This window comes from Paracoccus laeviglucosivorans, assembly GCF_900182695.1.
Taxonomy (GTDB): Bacteria; Pseudomonadota; Alphaproteobacteria; order Rhodobacterales; family Rhodobacteraceae; genus Paracoccus; species Paracoccus laeviglucosivorans.
In genome coordinates this window covers 40,639-58,080 of record NZ_FXTK01000019.1, presented here as the reverse complement: position 1 = coordinate 58,080, position 17,442 = coordinate 40,639, and the positions used below count along the sequence as shown (strand labels likewise).

The 17,442-nt window shown below is 62.2% G+C and carries 16 protein-coding genes; 10 read left to right on the top strand and 6 right to left on the bottom strand.

Translation table 11 applies throughout. The features are described 5' to 3' along the window. Position 1 precedes the first annotated feature (1 nt). Positions 2 to 967: a LysR family transcriptional regulator gene (locus tag FN835_RS16735; RefSeq protein ID WP_142664377.1), complete on the top strand. Its 966-nt coding sequence runs from the start codon at positions 2 to 4 to the stop codon at positions 965 to 967. 607 nt (positions 968 to 1,574) lie between these two features. On the opposite strand, the gene FN835_RS16730 is transcribed toward FN835_RS16735, so the two are convergent. Together FN835_RS16730 and FN835_RS16725 are read right to left on the bottom strand one after the other, a co-directional pair. Next, positions 1,575 to 2,831: an ATP-binding protein gene (locus FN835_RS16730; protein ID WP_142664376.1), complete on the bottom strand. Its 1,257-nt coding sequence runs from the start codon at positions 2,829 to 2,831 to the stop codon at positions 1,575 to 1,577. Further along, positions 2,828 to 3,541: a response regulator gene (locus tag FN835_RS16725; protein ID WP_142664375.1), complete on the bottom strand. Its 714-nt coding sequence runs from the start codon at positions 3,539 to 3,541 to the stop codon at positions 2,828 to 2,830. Before FN835_RS16725 ends, FN835_RS16730 begins: the two co-directional genes overlap by 4 nt. Positions 3,542 to 3,754: 213 nt before the next feature. Here FN835_RS16725 and FN835_RS16720 point away from each other — a divergent pair, with 213 nt between their 5' ends. The 3 genes from FN835_RS16720 to FN835_RS16710 are packed head-to-tail and all read left to right on the top strand — an operon-like array spanning position 3,755 to position 4,960. Next, the gene (locus FN835_RS16720) at positions 3,755 to 4,225 is read left to right on the top strand and encodes a hypothetical protein (protein ID WP_142664374.1); all 471 of its coding nucleotides are present in this window, start codon (positions 3,755 to 3,757) and stop codon (positions 4,223 to 4,225) included. Positions 4,226 to 4,232: 7 nt separating this feature from the next. Next, a complete protein-coding gene (locus tag FN835_RS16715; protein ID WP_142664373.1) occupies positions 4,233 to 4,619 on the top strand; it encodes a hypothetical protein in 387 nt (128 codons plus the stop codon). Continuing rightward, complete coding sequence (locus FN835_RS16710; RefSeq protein WP_142664372.1) at positions 4,619 to 4,960, top strand: hypothetical protein; 342 nt, start codon at positions 4,619 to 4,621, stop codon at positions 4,958 to 4,960. Before FN835_RS16715 ends, FN835_RS16710 begins: the two co-directional genes overlap by 1 nt. A gap of 58 nt (positions 4,961 to 5,018) precedes the next feature. Here FN835_RS16710 and FN835_RS16705 read toward each other — a convergent pair whose 3' ends face one another. From FN835_RS16705 to FN835_RS16695, 3 genes are read right to left on the bottom strand one after another with little or no spacing between them, the layout of a single operon-like run. Next, on the bottom strand, positions 5,019 to 5,309 hold the full coding sequence (locus FN835_RS16705) for an RcnB family protein (RefSeq protein ID WP_185958727.1): 291 nt from the start codon (positions 5,307 to 5,309) through the stop codon (positions 5,019 to 5,021). Between the two features lie 35 nt (positions 5,310 to 5,344). Then, positions 5,345 to 7,273 (bottom strand): MacB family efflux pump subunit, encoded by a 1,929-nt coding sequence (locus FN835_RS16700; RefSeq protein WP_142664370.1) that lies wholly within the window; start codon positions 7,271 to 7,273, stop codon positions 5,345 to 5,347. A gap of 4 nt (positions 7,274 to 7,277) precedes the next feature. Continuing rightward, positions 7,278 to 8,570 carry an efflux RND transporter periplasmic adaptor subunit gene (locus FN835_RS16695; protein WP_246098779.1) on the bottom strand — a complete coding sequence of 431 codons (1,293 nt, stop codon included), beginning with the start codon at positions 8,568 to 8,570 and terminating at the stop codon, positions 7,278 to 7,280. 215 nt (positions 8,571 to 8,785) lie between these two features. Between FN835_RS16695 and FN835_RS16690 the strand changes: the two genes are divergently transcribed. The 4 genes from FN835_RS16690 to FN835_RS21480 all read left to right on the top strand — a co-directional run bounded on the left by FN835_RS16690 (position 8,786) and on the right by FN835_RS21480 (position 13,907). Next, a complete protein-coding gene (locus tag FN835_RS16690) occupies positions 8,786 to 8,992 on the top strand; it encodes a hypothetical protein (protein ID WP_142664369.1) in 207 nt (68 codons plus the stop codon). A 29-nt stretch (positions 8,993 to 9,021) separates the two neighbouring features. Continuing rightward, a complete protein-coding gene (locus FN835_RS16685) occupies positions 9,022 to 10,185 on the top strand; it encodes an efflux RND transporter periplasmic adaptor subunit (protein WP_246098778.1) in 1,164 nt (387 codons plus the stop codon). 3 nt (positions 10,186 to 10,188) lie between these two features. Then, on the top strand, positions 10,189 to 13,293 hold the full coding sequence (locus FN835_RS16680) for an efflux RND transporter permease subunit (RefSeq protein ID WP_142664367.1): 3,105 nt from the start codon (positions 10,189 to 10,191) through the stop codon (positions 13,291 to 13,293). A 452-nt stretch (positions 13,294 to 13,745) separates the two neighbouring features. After that, positions 13,746 to 13,907, top strand: a complete 162-nt coding sequence (locus tag FN835_RS21480; RefSeq protein ID WP_221930455.1) for a proline racemase family protein — start codon at positions 13,746 to 13,748, stop codon at positions 13,905 to 13,907. Between the two features lie 151 nt (positions 13,908 to 14,058). On the opposite strand, the gene FN835_RS16670 is transcribed toward FN835_RS21480, so the two are convergent. After that, positions 14,059 to 14,946 carry a LysR substrate-binding domain-containing protein gene (locus FN835_RS16670; RefSeq protein ID WP_142664366.1) on the bottom strand — a complete coding sequence of 296 codons (888 nt, stop codon included), beginning with the start codon at positions 14,944 to 14,946 and terminating at the stop codon, positions 14,059 to 14,061. A 111-nt stretch (positions 14,947 to 15,057) separates the two neighbouring features. Here FN835_RS16670 and FN835_RS16665 point away from each other — a divergent pair, with 111 nt between their 5' ends. Both FN835_RS16665 and FN835_RS16660 read left to right on the top strand, forming a co-directional pair. Further along, a complete protein-coding gene (locus FN835_RS16665; protein ID WP_142664365.1) occupies positions 15,058 to 16,299 on the top strand; it encodes an aromatic ring-hydroxylating oxygenase subunit alpha in 1,242 nt (413 codons plus the stop codon). Next, entirely contained in the window at positions 16,296 to 17,363 is a 1,068-nt protein-coding gene (locus FN835_RS16660; protein ID WP_142664364.1) for an FAD-binding oxidoreductase, read from the top strand. The genes FN835_RS16665 and FN835_RS16660 overlap by 4 nt, the downstream gene beginning before the upstream one ends. The last annotated feature ends 79 nt before the right edge of the window (positions 17,364 to 17,442 follow it).

Sequence of the window (17,442 nt, the reverse complement as noted above, 5' to 3'; positions counted from 1 at the left end):
ATTGCCGATTCTGCTGGGCCGCGCGCTGATGCGGATCCAAAGCCCCGAGGCGACCGGACAGCCAATGATGCATGTGCTGGAACGCCTGACCAGCAGCCAGCTGCGCGCCATTGCCACGCTGCGCCAATACGGCACGCTCCGGTCCACATCGGAACGACTGGGACGCCAGCCCGATACGCTGCGCCGTTCGATCACCAACCTTGAGGCGGTGATGGCCCGGCCGTTGGTCAACCCTTCGCGGTTTGGGCTGGAGCTGACATCGGACGGCAAGGTCTTTGGCACGCTGGTCGGTGCGGCGCTGGCGGAATTGCACGCCGCCTATACGCAGGTGTGGGACAGGCTGGGCAGCATCGGCGGCGCGGTGGAAATCGGCGTGGTGCGCGCCACTGCTGCCGATCTGGTGCCGACGGCGATCCTGCGCACCGTCCAGACCGCGCCAAACGGTATATTTCGCGTTCTGCGTGATGGGTATGAAGAAATGCTGGACGCTCTGCGATCGGGGCGGCTGGATTATGTATGTACCACCGTGCGCGACGGCATCCCCCCAGATATAGAGGGGCTGGCGCTGGGTCAGACGGTCACGCGCGTTTTCTGTCGACAGGATCATCCGCTGATGCAGGGTGCGCCGCGCTCGCTGGCAGAACTTGCGCGTTACCCTTGGGTCGGGCCGCCTGCAGAAACCGGCGCGGCGCAGGCGTTTCGTGATACTTTCAGCCAAGCAGGGCTTGAGCCGCCGATCTTTTCGGTTGAAACCGTTTCGACAGAATGGACCGGGCGGCGGCTGGCGCAAAGCGATTATCTGGCGCTGTTCACCGTGCTTGCGACAGGCACGGATTACGGACTTAAGGATTTCGCCTCATTGCCAATGCTGATAATCGGCGCCCCCCGCACGGTCTGGCTGATCCACCGCAAAGGGTGGGAACCCACTCGCCTGCAAAACCTGTTTGCCGAAAATATTCTGGGCTGAATCTCATAATGCGGGCCTAGCCGTGGGGCATGTTCTGCCGCTGAAACTGACACGTCTGAGGTTAAAGTTTCAGGCTATTTGGCAACTGTATCTGTCAAATTGGATGGGCCGCGCCGGTTGCGCCCCAAGAATTTTTCGATCAGGGGAAATATATCGGCCAAGGGTACGAATATCTCGCACGCCATCGTCGATGGCCCGTTCCAAGACCAGAATTAATCTCGCGAAAGGAAAGCCTTGGTTCTGCAGCGAACAGGAAGCCATCGCGGCGGGATGGCTTGTGCCGGATGATCTCTGCTGGCTCTGTCGGTTCGCCAGCACAGCCTTCCGTCAAGGTCGCCTTGTTCCCCCGCTTCTGGCTGACACGCAGGTAACATCCGGGATCGAGCCATGGCAAAACCACCGGTCCGATTGATCATGGTGAGGGTCAGCAACGGATCGCCTCCTCTCAAGGCTGAAGCTGGAACCGGCAACCCGCAAAGTCTATCAGACCCGCGACGAAAGGCACACGAACGTCTTTGACTACGTGGAGCGCTTTGAACCCGCATCGGCGCTACTCGAAACAGGCAGCAGCTTAGCGCCCGCTGTTAGCCCAGCGTTCCCGGACACATCACCCCAGCGCCATACCTGCGCAAGGCAGACGGCAGACCTGCTCCAAGCCACCACCCTGACGATTGCGGATCAGGATATGGCCGCCGAAACGTTCAATTATCTCGCGCGCGATGGCAAGACCCAGACCCGCGCCGGGAAAGACCTTGCGACGGGCCTGATCGACACGGAAAAACGGCTCAAAGACACGATCCAGCAAATCCTCGGGGATGCCCTGCCCGCGATCCAGAATACGGACGACCGCATCCTGCCCCTCGATTGTCATGGCAAGTTCGGCTCCGCCACCATGGGTCGCGGCATTGGCAATCAGGTTGCGCAGGGCACGTTTCAGCGCCATTGGCCCCACCGTCACGCTGACCGGCGGCAGCACGGAGCGCGTCACCTGATGACCCAGCATCCGCAACTCGTCGGATATCTCGCCCAGCATACGATCCAGCCGCACCTGCTCCAGCCCATCGGCGCCGATTTCCTCGCGCACCAGCCGGATCGCGCTGTCTGCGATCAAGTCGAGTTCCTCAAGATCGGCCAGCCATTTGGCGCGGTCGGTATCATCCTCGATGAATTCGGCGCGCAGGCGCATCCGGGTCATCGGTGTGCGCAGGTCGTGCCCCGCCGCAGCGACCAGCCGCATCCGGCTTTCCATCGCATGCCGAAGCTGCGCGGACAGCCGGTTCAGCGCCTTGGCCGCCGCGCGCACTTCGGCCGTGCCTGCTTCGGGAATATGGCCGATCAGCCCGTCGGGTCCGATACGGTCCGCCGCTCCTTCCAAAAGATGCAAGGGCCGCGTCAGGCGGCGCGAGACGTGGATCGCGATCGCCGCGCTGCCGATAGCGATCAGCGTCAGCCACAGGGCAAGCACCTTCCAGCGACCGGGTGGCGGCGACAGGTCGGGGATTTCCATGACCAGCCAGCCATCGTCGCCCGCAGGAACGGATGCGGTCAGCGACTCCTGCCCCTCGCGTCGCGTCACCTGCACTTCAAGCGGTTCGCCGGTATACATCAGCGCGCGGCGCAGGAAATCGGTCATGCGGGGATCGGGAACGCCTTGCGCGGCTTCGGGATGCAAGGTGTCGCGGTCCTGCGGCTGGCCGTGACCCATCAGCGCCAGCGTCATGTGGATTTGCCGCGCCACCGGCTCCATCGTGGCGCGCGGTGATGGTGGCTGCATTACGCGCGTCGCGGTGAAGGTCGCCAGCATGACAACCGAGAAGATCGACACGATCAACAAAACGGCGATCCGCGTCTGTAACGAGTTCACGGCGCCACCTCATGCGTGACCGGCGCGGCAAGCTGATAGCCGCCATTTCTGACCGTACGAAAGATTGCCGCGGGTTCGCGTTCGGCCAGCTTGCGGCGCAGCCTGCTCATCAGCACGTCGATAGAACGATCCAGCGGATCGCGGTCGCGGCCCTGCGTCAGGTCTAAAAGCTGGTCGCGCGACAAAAGCCTGCCGGGACGGTCCAGAAATACGCGCAGCAGATCGAATTCCGCGCCGGTCAGCTCAATTTCGGTCCCGTCGGCGGCCAGCACGTTGCGCTGACTGGGATCGACTCGGAACCCGGCAAAGGCATAGATGCGGTGTTCCGGCGCGGGTGCATCGTCATGGCCGCGACGGCGCAGCACCGCCTTGATCCGCGCGACCAGTTCGCGGGGATTGAAGGGCTTTCCCAGATAATCATCTGCCCCCAGTTCAAGCCCGATGATGCGGTCCACGTCCTCTTTCAGTGCGGTCAACAAGATCACGCGCAGGTCGGGACGGTGTTCGTGCAGGCTGCGGCAGATATCCAGACCCGAGCCATCGGGCAGCATCACGTCCAGAACGATCAGGTCCGGGCTGCTATCCGCGACCCGGCTTTCGCATTCGCGCCGGTCGGCCGCGGTCGAGACGCGAAAACCCTGCCCCTCAAGATAGCGGCGCAGCAGGTTGCGGATTTCGGGATCGTCATCGACGATCAGGATATGGTTCATCGTCAGGTCCGGGGCTGGGATCGCGACCGTTCTATCCGGTTTCGCATCCCCGCGCTGCGCCAAATTTGTGACGAAACTTTGCTGGCGGTGGGTCCGAAACGCTGGGTTACAAATCCGGCCCGCATGGAAAGGTTTCGTCACGCGCCAGACCTATGACGGCAAAGCAATGGCCCTAGCCCTGTCTTCATGGATGAATGACGGAAGGCTTGTCATATGAAGACATTTGCAATCAGCGCAATTGTCGCCGCCGCTGCGCTCGGGGCCGTGACCGCTCCGGTCGCAGTGCAGGCACAGCGCGCCGAAACAATACGCTCCGCAGGGCCTGACATGCCCCTGCCCCAATCGCCGGGCATTGCACTGGCGGCACATCTGGCGGCAGCGCAGGTCTATCTGGGCATTGCCCCCGCCCAGCAGGAAGCGTGGCAGATTTATTGTCAGGCCCTGATCGCGTTTCTTGAACCCCCGCCCGCTGAGCCTGATGCGAAAGCCAGCCTGCATTCGGAACGCATGGCGCATGACGTGCTGCGCCGTGCGGACAAGGCGCAGGCCTTGCTGGACGGCGCCGCAGCCCTGCGCGGCGTTCTGGAGCCCGATCAGATCGCGCGCCTGGAACGCAGCGAACCGGGCGGCGCGTCCGCCCGGACCACCACACCCCCCAATCTCAACAAACCTAAACCCGAGTGAGCCAGCGATGAAACTGCAACGCCTTTTGATGATTTCCACCGTGGCTTTGGCCGGGCTTGGTGCCGGTCAGGCCGCTTTTGCCGATCAGCGCCCTGACGGCCCGCCGCCGGAATGTCGCCAGCACGACAAGAAATGCCCCAAGCCCAAGGATGCCCGTCACGCCCCGCCGCCGGCTGAGGGTGGGCGTCGCGAAGCGCACCCCAACCAGCTGGAGGCAGTGCGCATCGGTGATGACGCGCGCGACGGCCGGGTCTTCAAGCCGCAGAAGCACGGCAACCTGCGCGCCGCCCCGCGCGGTCAGGAATACCGCGTGATCCGCGACCAGCTGGCGCTTGTCAGGAAAAAGGACGGGCGCGTCCTCTCGGTCCTTGGCCCCATGCAGGAGCGCCGCTGATGACTGTGCTGACGGCAAGACGACTGACGATTTCGGCGGCACTTGTGCTGGTCCACATCCTGTCCACGCCCGCCCTTGCAGGGCCAGGGCACCAGACCCCGGATTGCGCGGCGCAAAAGGTCTGCAAAAGCGAGCTAAAGGCCGATACCAAGTCCAAAGGCCCCAAACGTGGCGAGACGATACATGGCGGACGCAGCCTGAACACAGCAGAACAGCGCCATCTGGCCAAGCCCAACACCGGACGCGCCTATCGCGTGGTCGAAGATCGCGTGGTGCTGGTCGATCAGAAAAGCATGAAGATCGTTCAGGTGCTGGGCATGGCATCGGACCTGCTGCACTAGGACGCGGCTTAGGGATACTAACGGCGGTCGGAATACTTCCGGCCGCCGCTTTTTCATGTCAACGCCCGCGATATGTGGCGGGCACCGTCTGCAAGATCGTCCCATCGGCGCGGGTCAGTAGAAAGGCGCCGGAAACCAGCAGCCAGCGCTGGCCTTCCTCGGGTTCGTTCAGCGCATGATTGCGGTAATCGACGATCTGCGCCATGCCGTCATAACGGATGCCGGGCTGATAGCCGGTCGCCGCCACAGCCGCAGTCGCGGGATAGCGAAACACATGCTCGACCGGTTGTTCGGGGCCACTGCAGGCCGCAAGGCCCGAAAGCAGGATCAGCGCAAGCGCAGGCTTCATGGTTATTCCTTTCATGGATATGTCAGATGGGGCGATCAGCCCCGTGCCAGGGCTGCTACCGGATCAAGCCGCGAAGCGCTGGCCGCAGGCAGATAGCCAAAGGCGAGTCCGATGCCGCAGGAACTGGCCATGGCCGCCACGATGGACAGCGGCGAATAGACCAGCGTGAAATCTCCGCCAAAGCGTTCAAAGACCTGCCCGGACCCCAGCGCGAACAGCACGCCCGCGATACCGCCGATGATGCAGACCAGCACCGCCTCGATCAGGAATTGCGCGCGGATATCGGAACGCCGCGCACCCACCGCCATCCGCACGCCGATTTCTGTAATGCGTTCGGTGACGGAAACCAGCATGATGTTCATCACCCCGATCCCGCCCACCAGCAATGAAATCACAGCAATCGCCGCGATCAGCAGCGTCATGGTTTGCGTGGTGCTGGTGATTGTCTGGCGGATTTCGTCATTGTTGACGATGAAGAAATCCTTGCCGCCGTGGCGCTGGGTCAGAAAGCTGGTGACGGATTGCTGCGCCAGCGCCATGTCGGTATCGTCACTGACCCGCAACGTCAGACCGCTGACGATGGTGGTGCCCAGATAACGCGCCTGCACCGTGGTATATGGCGCATATATCGTCAGGCTGGTGCTGCCGCCCGGTCCGTTCTGGCGCGCTTTCGCGATGCCGATGACGCGCAGCGGAACCTGCCCTGCCATGAACGTCTTGCCCAGCGGGTCTTCGTCGGCAAACAGCGCGGCGCGGGTGTTTTCGTCGATCACGACGTCCTGGCTCATCTGTTGCACGGCGTTGGCGTCAAAGGCGCGGCCTGCGGTCAGAGTGATACCCGCCACGTCGAAATATTGCTCGCTGACGCCGCTGATCTGTGCGCTTGCCTCGGTCGCGCCATAGCGCAGCGTGGGGCTGGTGCTGACCGTGGGGCTCACCGATGCAACAAAGGGCTGGCGGGCAAGCTGCACGCCATCCTCGCTGACCAGCGTTGTCACCCGCCCCGAACGCATGTCGCCAAAGTTTTCGCCGGGGAATATCTGCAAGGTATTGGTCCCCAGCCCCGAGATGTTTTGCAACACCTGCTGGCGCGACCCTTCGCCAAGCGCCACCACCGACACGACCGAGGCGATGCCGATGATGATGCCCAGCATGGTCAGAAAACTGCGCAGCTTATGCGCGCACATGGCCAGCACGGCCATTCGCGCCGCTTCGGCCAGCTGTCCAATGCCGGGGCTGGCGGCAGGTGGCTGCGCCACCAGCGCGGCGCGGCCTTGGACCAAGCCGCTATCCGCGATGACCTGACCCTCCGCGATTTCGATGATCCGGTTCGCGCGGGCGGCGACCTTGGCATCATGGGTCACGATGATGACCGTGCGTCCGTCGCGGCGGTGCAACTCCTCAAGAATGGCCAGCACTTCGTCGCCGCTACGGCTGTCCAAGGCACCGGTGGGTTCGTCGGCCAGAATGATGCGGGCGTCGTTGACCAGCGCCCGCGCGATCGACACACGCTGCTGCTGGCCGCCTGACAACTGTCCGGGGCGATGGTTCAGCCGATCTCCCATGCCCAACCGACCCAGCAGCGCCGCTGCTTTTTCGTGCCGCGCATGTGGCGACATGCCGCGATAGATCGCCGGAACCTCGACATTGCCAAGCGCCGTCATCTCCGGCAGCAGATGGTAATGCTGAAAGATGAAGCCCAGAAATTCGCGCCGCAGCGCCGCACGACTGGCGGCTTCCATCTTTGCCACTTCTTTCCCGTCAAGGCGGTAGCTGCCGCCCGAGGGCGTATCCAGACAGCCGAGGATATTCATCAGCGTGGATTTCCCGGACCCAGATGCGCCGATAATCGCCACGAATTCGCCCTGCGCGATGGTCAGGTCCACACCGCGCAGCACATGAAGCACGCCATCGCCCGAGGGGTAATCGCGGGTGATGCCGGACAGTCGGATGATAGGCTCCATCGTCTTAGCCCCCCATCGGCGGCGGGCCCATCATGCCGCCCGGCCTGCAGCCGCTTTGCTGGGGTGTGGTGACTGTGGCTTCGCCTGTCACGACCTGATCGCCTTCGTTCAGGCCCGAGACAACCTCGGCCACGACCTTGTCGTTCAGCCCGATCTGCACGTCGCGCTGCCGGACACCGCCGCCCAAGAGCACGCGGACCGGATAGCTGCCATCGGACGCACGCGTGCCAAGCGCCACCGCGGGGATAGTCAGCACATTGCGCGCCTCGCCCTGCACGATGCTGACCTGCGCCGTCATATAGGTGCGCAGATGCCCATCGGCGTTATCCACCGGAATAATGCCGGTGTAGTATACCGCAGCAGTGTCGCTGTCCGATGCGCTGTCGGGATCAATGGCGCTGTCGTTGACGATGCTCTGCGGCGCGGGCGCAATGGCCTGCAATTCGGCTTCATAGCTGCGCGCGGCGTCACCCAGCAGATGAAAACGCACTTTCTGGCCCACGCCGACTTTGCCGATATCCGCCTCGGAGATCTTGGCGTGGACCGCCATGCGGTCAAGCTGGCCCAGAACGACGATTGTGGGCGACGACTGGACCGCATTCACCGTCTGGCCGGCCTGATTAACCACGGCCAGGACCGTGCCCGCACTGGGGGCCGTGATACGGGTATAGGCAAGGTTTGCCTGCGCGGTTTCGATTGCCACCTGCGCCTGAGCCAGTTGTGCCACAAGCGCGGCGATCTGGGCCTCGGCCACCGCGACCTCTTGTTCGGCGGTGTCGAAATCGCTGCGGGTCGAGACGTTGGTGCGCACTAACGCCTTTTGCCGGGTCAGATTCTTTTCGGCCAGCGCCAACACCGCCTGCTTTTCGGCCCGCTGCGCAGTGATATTGGCCAGCGCGGCCTGTGCCGTGCGCAGATCGTTTTGCTGCGTGACCGAGTCGATTTCCGCGATCAGGTCGCCCTGCTGCACCCGGTCGCCCAGCTTGACGGCCAGCCGCGTGATCCGCCCTGATACCTGCGCCCCCACGGCGACAAGATTCTGGGGCTTCAGCGTGCCTTCGGCCATCACAGTCACCTCGACATTCCCGCGCGTGATGGCTGCGGTCATATAGGCAGGCGCTGACGCATTCACCGCGATGGGCGCAAATTGCAGCGCTGCGATGGCGGCGATCAGGGCCACACCAGACAGAGCCAGCATCATGGGCTTTCTAATGGTCATTCCTTGGCTTTCGGTCAGCGAATCGCGGCGAAATCCCGCTTGCATGACCGCCAGATAGGGCGTGGCTGTTTCGCGCATTGGTCCCTTGCGTGACCAAGCGTTTCCAGAAAAGCCGATTTGTAACTCAATGTTGCTGGGATGGGGGCTGCAACACTTCCTTACAAAACAGTTCGTACCGCCCGCGCAGGTCATGGCAATCCATAGGCAACCGACCAAGAACAGCAACTTGCCAAAGGCCAGGACATGGGCAGAACCTACCGCACACCTTGTCCCGACAAACGGGGGCGAAAGGCATGACCACGGGGCGCGATTTCCACAGTGCGGTCTGCTGGCTTGGCACGGCAATCTGGGTTGCCATGTGGCTGGCCCTTGGTGCCGAGATCGGCGCGGCGCTTGGCTGGATCATCGGCCAGACGGAACGCGGCGCATGGGCCGGGTTGTTGCTGCAAGGTATAATCTTGGCTTGGCTTCTGCGCCCGCTAGCCCAGAATGTCCGCTAAGCCGTGCCATATTCAAAGGAATTCCCATGATGCGTGACATTGCCCTTGGCGCCTGCGCTGCCGCGATGATTGCCTGTCTGTCGCTTGGTGGGGCGCAGGCCCAGCAACAGCCTGCACAGGGACCAAAACAGGTGGGCGTGGTGACGCTGAACATGCAGGCCGTGCCGCAGGTGGTGACGCTGCCCGGACGCGCCGTGGCGCGTGATGAGGTGTCGATCCGCCCCCGCGTGGACGGCTTTGTGGCCGAGGTCCTGTATGAACCGGGCCGCCCGATCACGACCGGCACGCAGATGTTTCGCATCGACGCCACCACCTATGAAGCCGCGGTGGATGAGGCGCGGGCCAATCTCGCCTCGGCAAAGGCCGCCGTGCCGCAGGCCGAGGGTGCCTATGAACGCAGCCGCCGCTTGCTGGGCACGGGTTCGACCCAAGCCACGCTTGAAGAGGCGCAGGCCACGATGGAACAGGCCCGCGCCGCCGAAAAAGCCGCCGAGGCTGCCTTGAAGACAGCCGAAACGCAGCTTGCATGGACGACGATCACCAGCCCGCTGGACGGCCTGCCTTCGGTCGCCGAAGTGTCGGTCGGCGATCTGGTGACGGCTGGGCAAAGCGATGCGCTGGCGACTGTGACGCAGCTCGATCCGATAGACGTCGATATGTATGAACCCTCGGCCCGGTTGCAGCGTATCCGTGACCGGATCGAGTCCGGTCAATTGAAGATGACTGACAAGCTCGCCGCGCGACTGACCCTGGAAAACGGCGTCAGCTATGCTGCGACGGGGCAACTGGTCGCGCCGGGCTATACCGTTTCGACATCGACCGGGGCCATCGACTTTCGGTTCCGCTTTGAGAACCCCGAACGGCGCATCCTGCCCGGCATGTTCGTACGCGGCGAGATCGAGATCGGCAGCATTCAGGCGATCCTTGTGCCACAGATGGCAGCTACGCGCGGGCGTGACGGCACGTTGTCCGCATGGATTGCCAAGGACGGCAAGGCCGAAAGCCGCAAACTGACCGAGGATGGCATCCACACCAGCAACTGGATCATCACCGGCGGAATCGAGAATGGCGAACAACTGATCGTCAACGGCACGACCGGACTGGCGGACGGAGCCGAAATCGCACCCGTCCCCGTTCAGATCGACGAAAACGGCGTGGTCCGCGACACCGCAGCCCCCAAGGCGACGGAGTAATACATGGCCCGCTTTTTCATACACCGCCCCGTCTTTGCGTGGGTGCTGGCGATCATCGCCATGCTGGCAGGCGTCTTTGGCCTGTCCAGCCTGCCCATCGCACAATATCCCGACATCGCGCCGACCACCGTGCGGATCAGCGCCACCTATACCGGCGCATCGCCCGACATTGTGGAGAACTCGGTCACGACAATCATCGAGGACGGCATGACCGGCCTTGATGGCCTGACCTATATGACCTCGACCTCCAGCGAGGGGTCGGCGTCGATCCAGTTGACCTTCGACGGCAGCGTGGACGCCGACATTGCGCAGGTGCAGGTTCAGAACAAGCTGCAACTGGTCAATTCGCAGCTGCCCGATGCGGTGCAGCAACAAGGCGTCTCGGTCAGCCGCTCGACTTCATCTATCTTGTTGGTGGGCGCGCTGACCTCGCCCGATGGGCGCTATACCTCGTTGGAGCTGGGCGATCTGGTCGCGCAGGTAATCGAGGATCCGGTCAAGCGCACCACCGGCGTCGGATCGGTGCAAAGCTTCGGCTCGGGCTACGCCATGCGCATCTGGCTGGACCCGGTGCGGATGCTGCAATATCAGGTCACCCCTTCGGACGTGGTGTCCGCCGTCAGTGACCAGAACACCAACGTCACGGTGGGCAGCCTTGGATCGCAACCCACGATCAAAGGCCAGCAACTGAACGTTCAGCTGTCAGCGCAGTCGCAGCTGACCTCGGTGCGGGAATTCGAACGTATCCTGTTGCGCACCGATACCGACGGCGCCACCGTCTTTCTTGGCGACGTGGCCCATATCGAGATCGGGCAGGAAGATTACGGCAGCTCGTCGCGGTTCAACGGCCAACCCGCTGCGGGCTTCGGTGTGAACCTTGCGACCGGGGCCAATGCGGTCGATACCGCCAAAGCCGTGCGCAGCGTGCTGGACGGGCTGCAAACGTCGCTGCCCAGCGGTGTGCAGATCGTCTATCCCTATGACACATCGCCCTTTGTTCAGGAATCCATCAGCCAAGTCTATCACACGCTGATTGAGGCGGTGGTGCTGGTCTTTGTCGTCATCCTGATCTTTCTGCAAAGCTGGCGCGCAACGCTGATCCCGACGCTGGCCATTCCGGTCGTTCTGCTGGGGACATTCGGCGTGCTGTCCGCCTTTGGCATGTCCATCAACACGCTGACCATGTTCGCGATGGTGCTGGCCATCGGTCTGTTGGTCGATGACGCGATCGTCGTCGTCGAAAACGTCGAGCGCGTGATGGAGGAGGAAGGACTTGGCCCCGTCGAGGCGACCGAGAAGTCGATGGACGAAATCTCCTCGGCACTGGTCGGCATCGTGCTGGTCCTGTCGGCGGTGTTTTTGCCCATGGCCTTCATGTCGGGATCGACCGGGGTGATCTATCGCCAATTCTCGGTCACGATCATCAGCGCCATGGTGCTGTCGCTGGCCGTCGCGCTGATCCTGACGCCTGCGATGTGTGCGACCTTGCTGCGCCCGCGCGGGCATGGCGACGGCATCGCGCCGGCGCGCTGGTTCAACCGCAATCTGGACCGCGCGACCAACGGCTATGCCAGCACGGTGGGGCGGTTCGTCAAGCGCCCGTTCCGCTTTCTGATCGTGTTGCTGGCCTTTGGCGCGGGCGCTTACATGCTTTACCAAAAGCTGCCGGGGTCGTTCCTGCCGCAGGAAGATCAGGGCGTGCTGATGGTCATGGTCGAAACGCCCGAAGGTTCGACCGCCGAACGCACCAAGGCGTTGGTCGAGGAGGTCGAGCAGTTCATCCTGACCGAGGAAACCGACACCGCCCAAAGCGTGTTCGCGGCGCTGGGTTTCGGCTTTGGCGGCTCGGGTCAGCGCAATGCGATGATCTTTATCAGCCTGAAGGACTTTGCCGACCGCAAAGGGCTGGATGCCGCATCGCTGGCGACACGCGGCAACATGCGCTTTATGACCAACAAGAACGGGCGAGTGTTTTTCCTGCAACCGCCCGCGATCCAGGGGCTTGGCAATTCGTCAGGCTTCACGATGCATCTGATCGACCAGTCGGGCAACGGACAACAGGCGCTGGCAGCGGCAGCCGATGAACTGGTCGCCAAGGCGACTGCCGATGGCCGCGTCATTAACCTGCAAGGCAATGATGCGCCCTTCCAGACCTCGCGCAAGATCCAGATCGACCAGCAGAAAGCCGCGGCCTATGGGCTGGCGATTGCCGATCTGAACACCACGCTGTCGGTGATCTTTGCCAGCTCCAACGTCAACGACTTCTCGTTGGGGAACGAATTGCGACCGGTGATCGTGCAGGGCGCGGCAGATGCACGAATGCAGCCCGACGACATCGAGAAATGGTATGTCAGAAACACCGATGGCGACATGGTGCCGTTCACCGCATTTACATCGCAGGGATGGGGCCAACAGGCGCAAAGCCTTGCGCGATATGGCGGCACGCGGTCGCTGGAAATCTCGGGCGCTGCGGCGCAGGGCGTCTCATCCGGGACCGCGATGGACGTGATGCAGGAACTGGTGGCCGACATGCCGGGCGGTTACGGCACCGCATGGACGGGCCTGTCCTATCAGGAACGGCTGTCTGGCAATCAGGCCCCGATGCTGTTTGCGCTGTCGGCGCTGGTCGTGTTCCTTGCGCTGGCCGCGCTTTACGAAAGCTGGTCCGTGCCCTTGTCGGTCATGATGACCGTGCCAATCGGCATTGTCGGCGCAATGGCCGCAGCCCTGATCTTCGATCAGTCGAACGATGTCTATTTCAAGGTGGGTCTGCTGACGACGATCGGCCTTGCGGCGCGGAACGCTATCCTGATCGTCGAATTCGCCGAGATGCTGCGAAAACAGGGCAAGCCCCTGCTGGACGCCGCGATCGAGGCATCGCGGATGCGGCTGCGTCCGATTCTGATGACCACGCTGGCTTTCATGCTGGGAGTGCTGCCGCTGGCCCTTGCCAGCGGAGCAGGCGCTGCGGCCCAGCATTCGATCGGGATCGGCGTATTGGGCGGGATCGCCGCCTCGGCGGTGATCGGGATATTCATGGTGGCCGTCTTCTATGTCGTCGTCCTGCGGACGGTAAAAGTCTTCGTGCGAAGGAAAGAGGACGCGTAAAGTGTAAGATGCAACTGATTGTTCCGATGCTGGTTCTGCCGGCATCGGATCTAACGCCTGATGCGCGGCCCAGCAGGACGCCGCGCAACATTCGCCAAGGCGACGCAGGATCGCTGGGCAAAGTCGCGAAGCGCGCGTTCTGGGGCGAATATCGCACCCAACATTGAACAATCTGATCGCGCGTGGCCTGAAACAGAACCTTGACGAAGCGCGGCCCGCTGACAACGGCTCGCCCTACATCTGACGAAACGCAGATCTTCGCTCGTCAGCTAATGGTCTACCCGTCTCGGAGGCGCGACAAGATCAGGCGATCCAAGCCCGGATCGAGGATCATGAAAGCCCGAGCTACCGCCGCGATGGGGCGGCGCGCATGCAGCCGCAGAACGGCAGACTTTTGTGTCCCCACGCCCGAGACAAAATCGGGACACGCGCGATTCTGGATAAACGCAACAGTGTCGCTGCGCGTGGTCGAAACCGCCGAGGCAGGCGGCACGCCCGCCATCATGCTGGAAGTGTCAGGCTGGGCGTGGCTGACCGGCATCTCATATTACGGCGTCGATCCAGAAGATCCGTTCCCCGAACGCTACCGCCTGCCCGATACGTGGTTCGCATAAGGCCTGAATTCGGCAGGCGGGTGTCATTCGGTTTAGCGGGCCTAAGCTGCAACTCAGAGGCTGTAAGAATGCGCATGCGGGGCTGATTTCCGCTGACGGGCGGGGTTTCGCATTCGGCTGCATGAAACGAATGAACGACGCCCGGCCCGGATCAGTTATCGTCGTAATTTGCCAACAACCAATCTGCGAACAGCCGCGCTTTGGCGCTTGCCTTGGGGTTGACCTGCAGCTGAAAGGATTGCGGTGACTGGATGTGATCCGCGACCAGCTGGACCAGCCGCCCGCCCTTCAGGTGCCGTCGGACCAGACCTTCCCAACCCAGCACCGCGCCCATGTGATCTTCAGCGGCCTGTAAGGCGATCATGTGGTTGTTGACATAGAAATTGCGCCCAGAATTGGCAGGCAGCCCCAGTTCCTGAAACCATTCGGCCCAGCCGGTCCACTTTATCTGATCATAGCTCATATGTATCAGCGGCGCGCGCAGCAGGTCCGCGACGCAAGTGATACCTTCGGTGCGGGCAAATTCTCGGGTGCCGAGCGCGATGATCTTGTCACGATAAATCTTATGCACCTGACCTATCGCTTCATCCGCCGATCCGTATCCTACCGCGATGTCGCAGCGCGTGTTGGCACCCAGCACGTCGCTGACAATTTGCGACACGGTGATGGTCGGATGCTTGCGCCAGAATCGCGTGATCTGAGGCGTCAGCCACAAGGCGCTGACAGCCGTCGTCGCCCGGATCGTGACATCGACATGTTCGGGCCGCCGCTTCAGTTCGATCACCGCATCCGAGATGCTTTCGAGGCCGCGCTGCAGTCCCAACAGCAGGAAGGCGCCTTTTTCGGTCAACTCAACGCCGCGATGCAGCCTGCGAAACAGACTGCATCCCAGATCCTGTTCCAGGGCCTTGATCTGATGGCTGATTGCCGCGGGGGTAACGTTCAGTTCACGCGCCGCCGCCTTGAACCCCAGATTGCGAGCCGCCGCTTCAAAGCAGATCAGCGCAGTCATGGATGATGTGTCATAGGGTCTGGGCATATCGGATCTTTGGCTTATCTCAGCTAAGTCAGGATGAATTTTTCTGCCGTTGTCAAGTTTGACCGTCAGGCGGATGTTCGCTGTCAGATAACCGTCATCTGGAAGCCAGTCATGTCAGCAACCCAATCCAGCATTCAGGAGCTACTTGCGCGCCGCGTCCCCGGATATGCGCTTGAGCAGCCCTTTTACACCTCGCCCGAGATCTACCAGCTTGATCTGGAAAACATCTGGTACAAGGAATGGCTGTTCGCGCTTCCGGCGGCGCAGCTGCAAAAAGCGGGCAACTTCAACACGATGAAGATCGGCACCTATGAGGTCATCATCATAAGGGGCCGCGACGGTGAAATCCGTGCATTCCATAACTCGTGCCGTCATCGGGGGTCACAGATTTGCAAGACCCGCGAAGGCAAAGTGGCCAAGCTGGTCTGCCCCTATCACTCCTGGACCTATGATCTGGACGGCAAGCTGGTCTGGGCCGACAAGATGAACGCCGATTTCGATCCCTCGAAACACGGCCTGCGCGAAGTTGCGCTGCGCAATGTCAGCGGGTTGGTCTATATCTGCCTGTCGGACAATCCCCCGGATTTCGAAGAATTCGCCAGGACCGCCGCGCCCTATCTGGACGTGCATGACCTGAACGATGCCAAGGTCGCCTACAGTTCCTCGATCATTGAAAACGGCAACTGGAAGCTGGTCTGGGAAAACAACCGCGAATGCTATCACTGCAGCGCCAACCACCCGTCGCTGTGCCGGTCCTTCCCGCTGGACCCCGAAATGTCGGGGATCATGTCGGACGGCAGCATCTCGGCCAAGCTGCAAGCGCATTACGACCGCTGTGCCGCTGCCGGCGCGCCGGCGCAATTCGTCATCAATGAAACCGGCCAGTTCCGGCTAAGCCGCGTCCCGCTGGAAGGCGCTGCCGTCAGCTATACCATGGACGGCAAACCCGGCGTGACCAAACCGCTGGGCCGGGTGACCGTGCCGGATGCGGGCACGCTGCTGGTCTTCAACTATCCCACGACCTGGAACCATTTCCTGCCCGATCAGTCGATGGCCTTTCGCGTCATGCCGATCAGCCCGACCGAAACCGAGGTGACGACCTTCTGGCTGGTCCACAAGGATGCTGTCGAAGGCGTGGATTACGACCTTCAGCGTCTGACCGAGGTCTGGATCGCCACCAATGACGAAGACCGCGAAGTGGTCGAGGCGAACCAGAAGGGCATCAACAGCCCGGCTTTCGTGCCCGGACCTTACTCGGAATATTGGGAAAGCGGCGTGATCCAGTTCGTGGACTGGTATGCCGATACGATGGAACGCTCGCTGATGCCGCCGACCCGCATGGCGGCTGAATGAACGCACCGACCAAACCCCGGCTTGCCTTCTGGACGGATGCCGAAGAACTGGAATGCGCCTCGTTTCTGAACGAGGTGCCCAATGTAATGACCTTCACGTTCCAGTCGCCATCCGGGGCGCTGTTCAGCTTTGAACCCGGCCAGTTCCTGACATTGGAACTGCCCGTGCCGGGCGGGACGGTGCATCGGACCTATACCATCTCATCCTCGCCCTCGCGGCCCACATCGCTGACCATGACGGTCAAGGCGCAGCCGGATTCCATCGGCACGCGCTGGATGTTCGACAATCTGCGGCCCGGCGTCCGCATCAAGGCGATCGGGCCTGCGGGCCGGTTCTCGATGATGCAGAACCCGGCGGATAAATACCTGTTCATCTCGGCGGGGTCGGGCATCACGCCGATGATGTCGATGACGACGTTCATGTATGATTCCGGTCGCCAGCCCGACATCGTTTTTGTCAACTGCGCCCGCCGCCCGTCCGAGATCATCTTTCGCGAGAGGCTGGAGCACATGGCCTCGCGGATGCAGGGCATCGACCTGAAATGGATCGTCGAGGAACCCGACCCCTATCGGCCATGGACCGGCTATCGCGGGTTCTTCAACCAGCTGATGCTTGGGCTTATGGCCCCGGATTATCTGGAGCGTGAGGTGTTTTGCTGCGGCCCCGAGCCGTTCATGCAGGCTGTCCGCGATGCACTGGCGGGCCTGGGCTACGACATGGACCGCTATCATCAGGAAAGCTTCGGCGGCCCGCCGCAGCAGGCCGAAGCGGTTCCCGATGACATCGTGCCGCAGGATGACGCAGCGGCCGAGGTGACGTTTTCCGCGTCGGGCAAGACCGCGAAATGCGCCCAGACCGATACGATTCTGGCCACCGCCCGCGCGGCGGGCATCCCGATCCCCTCGGGCTGCGCCATGGGCATCTGCGGCACCTGCATCGTGCAAAAGCTGGATGGGCAAGTCCACATGGTCCATAACGGCGGCATCACTGATGACGACATCGAAGCGGGCTATATTCTTGCCTGCTGTTCGCGTCCGATCGGCAACGTGACCATTGACCTGTAGATTATGGCCTGCAGCCAGCTTAGTCGTCTGCCGATAGGCTATTTATCACGGGGCGGACCGCAGGTGATCCGGCAGAGTC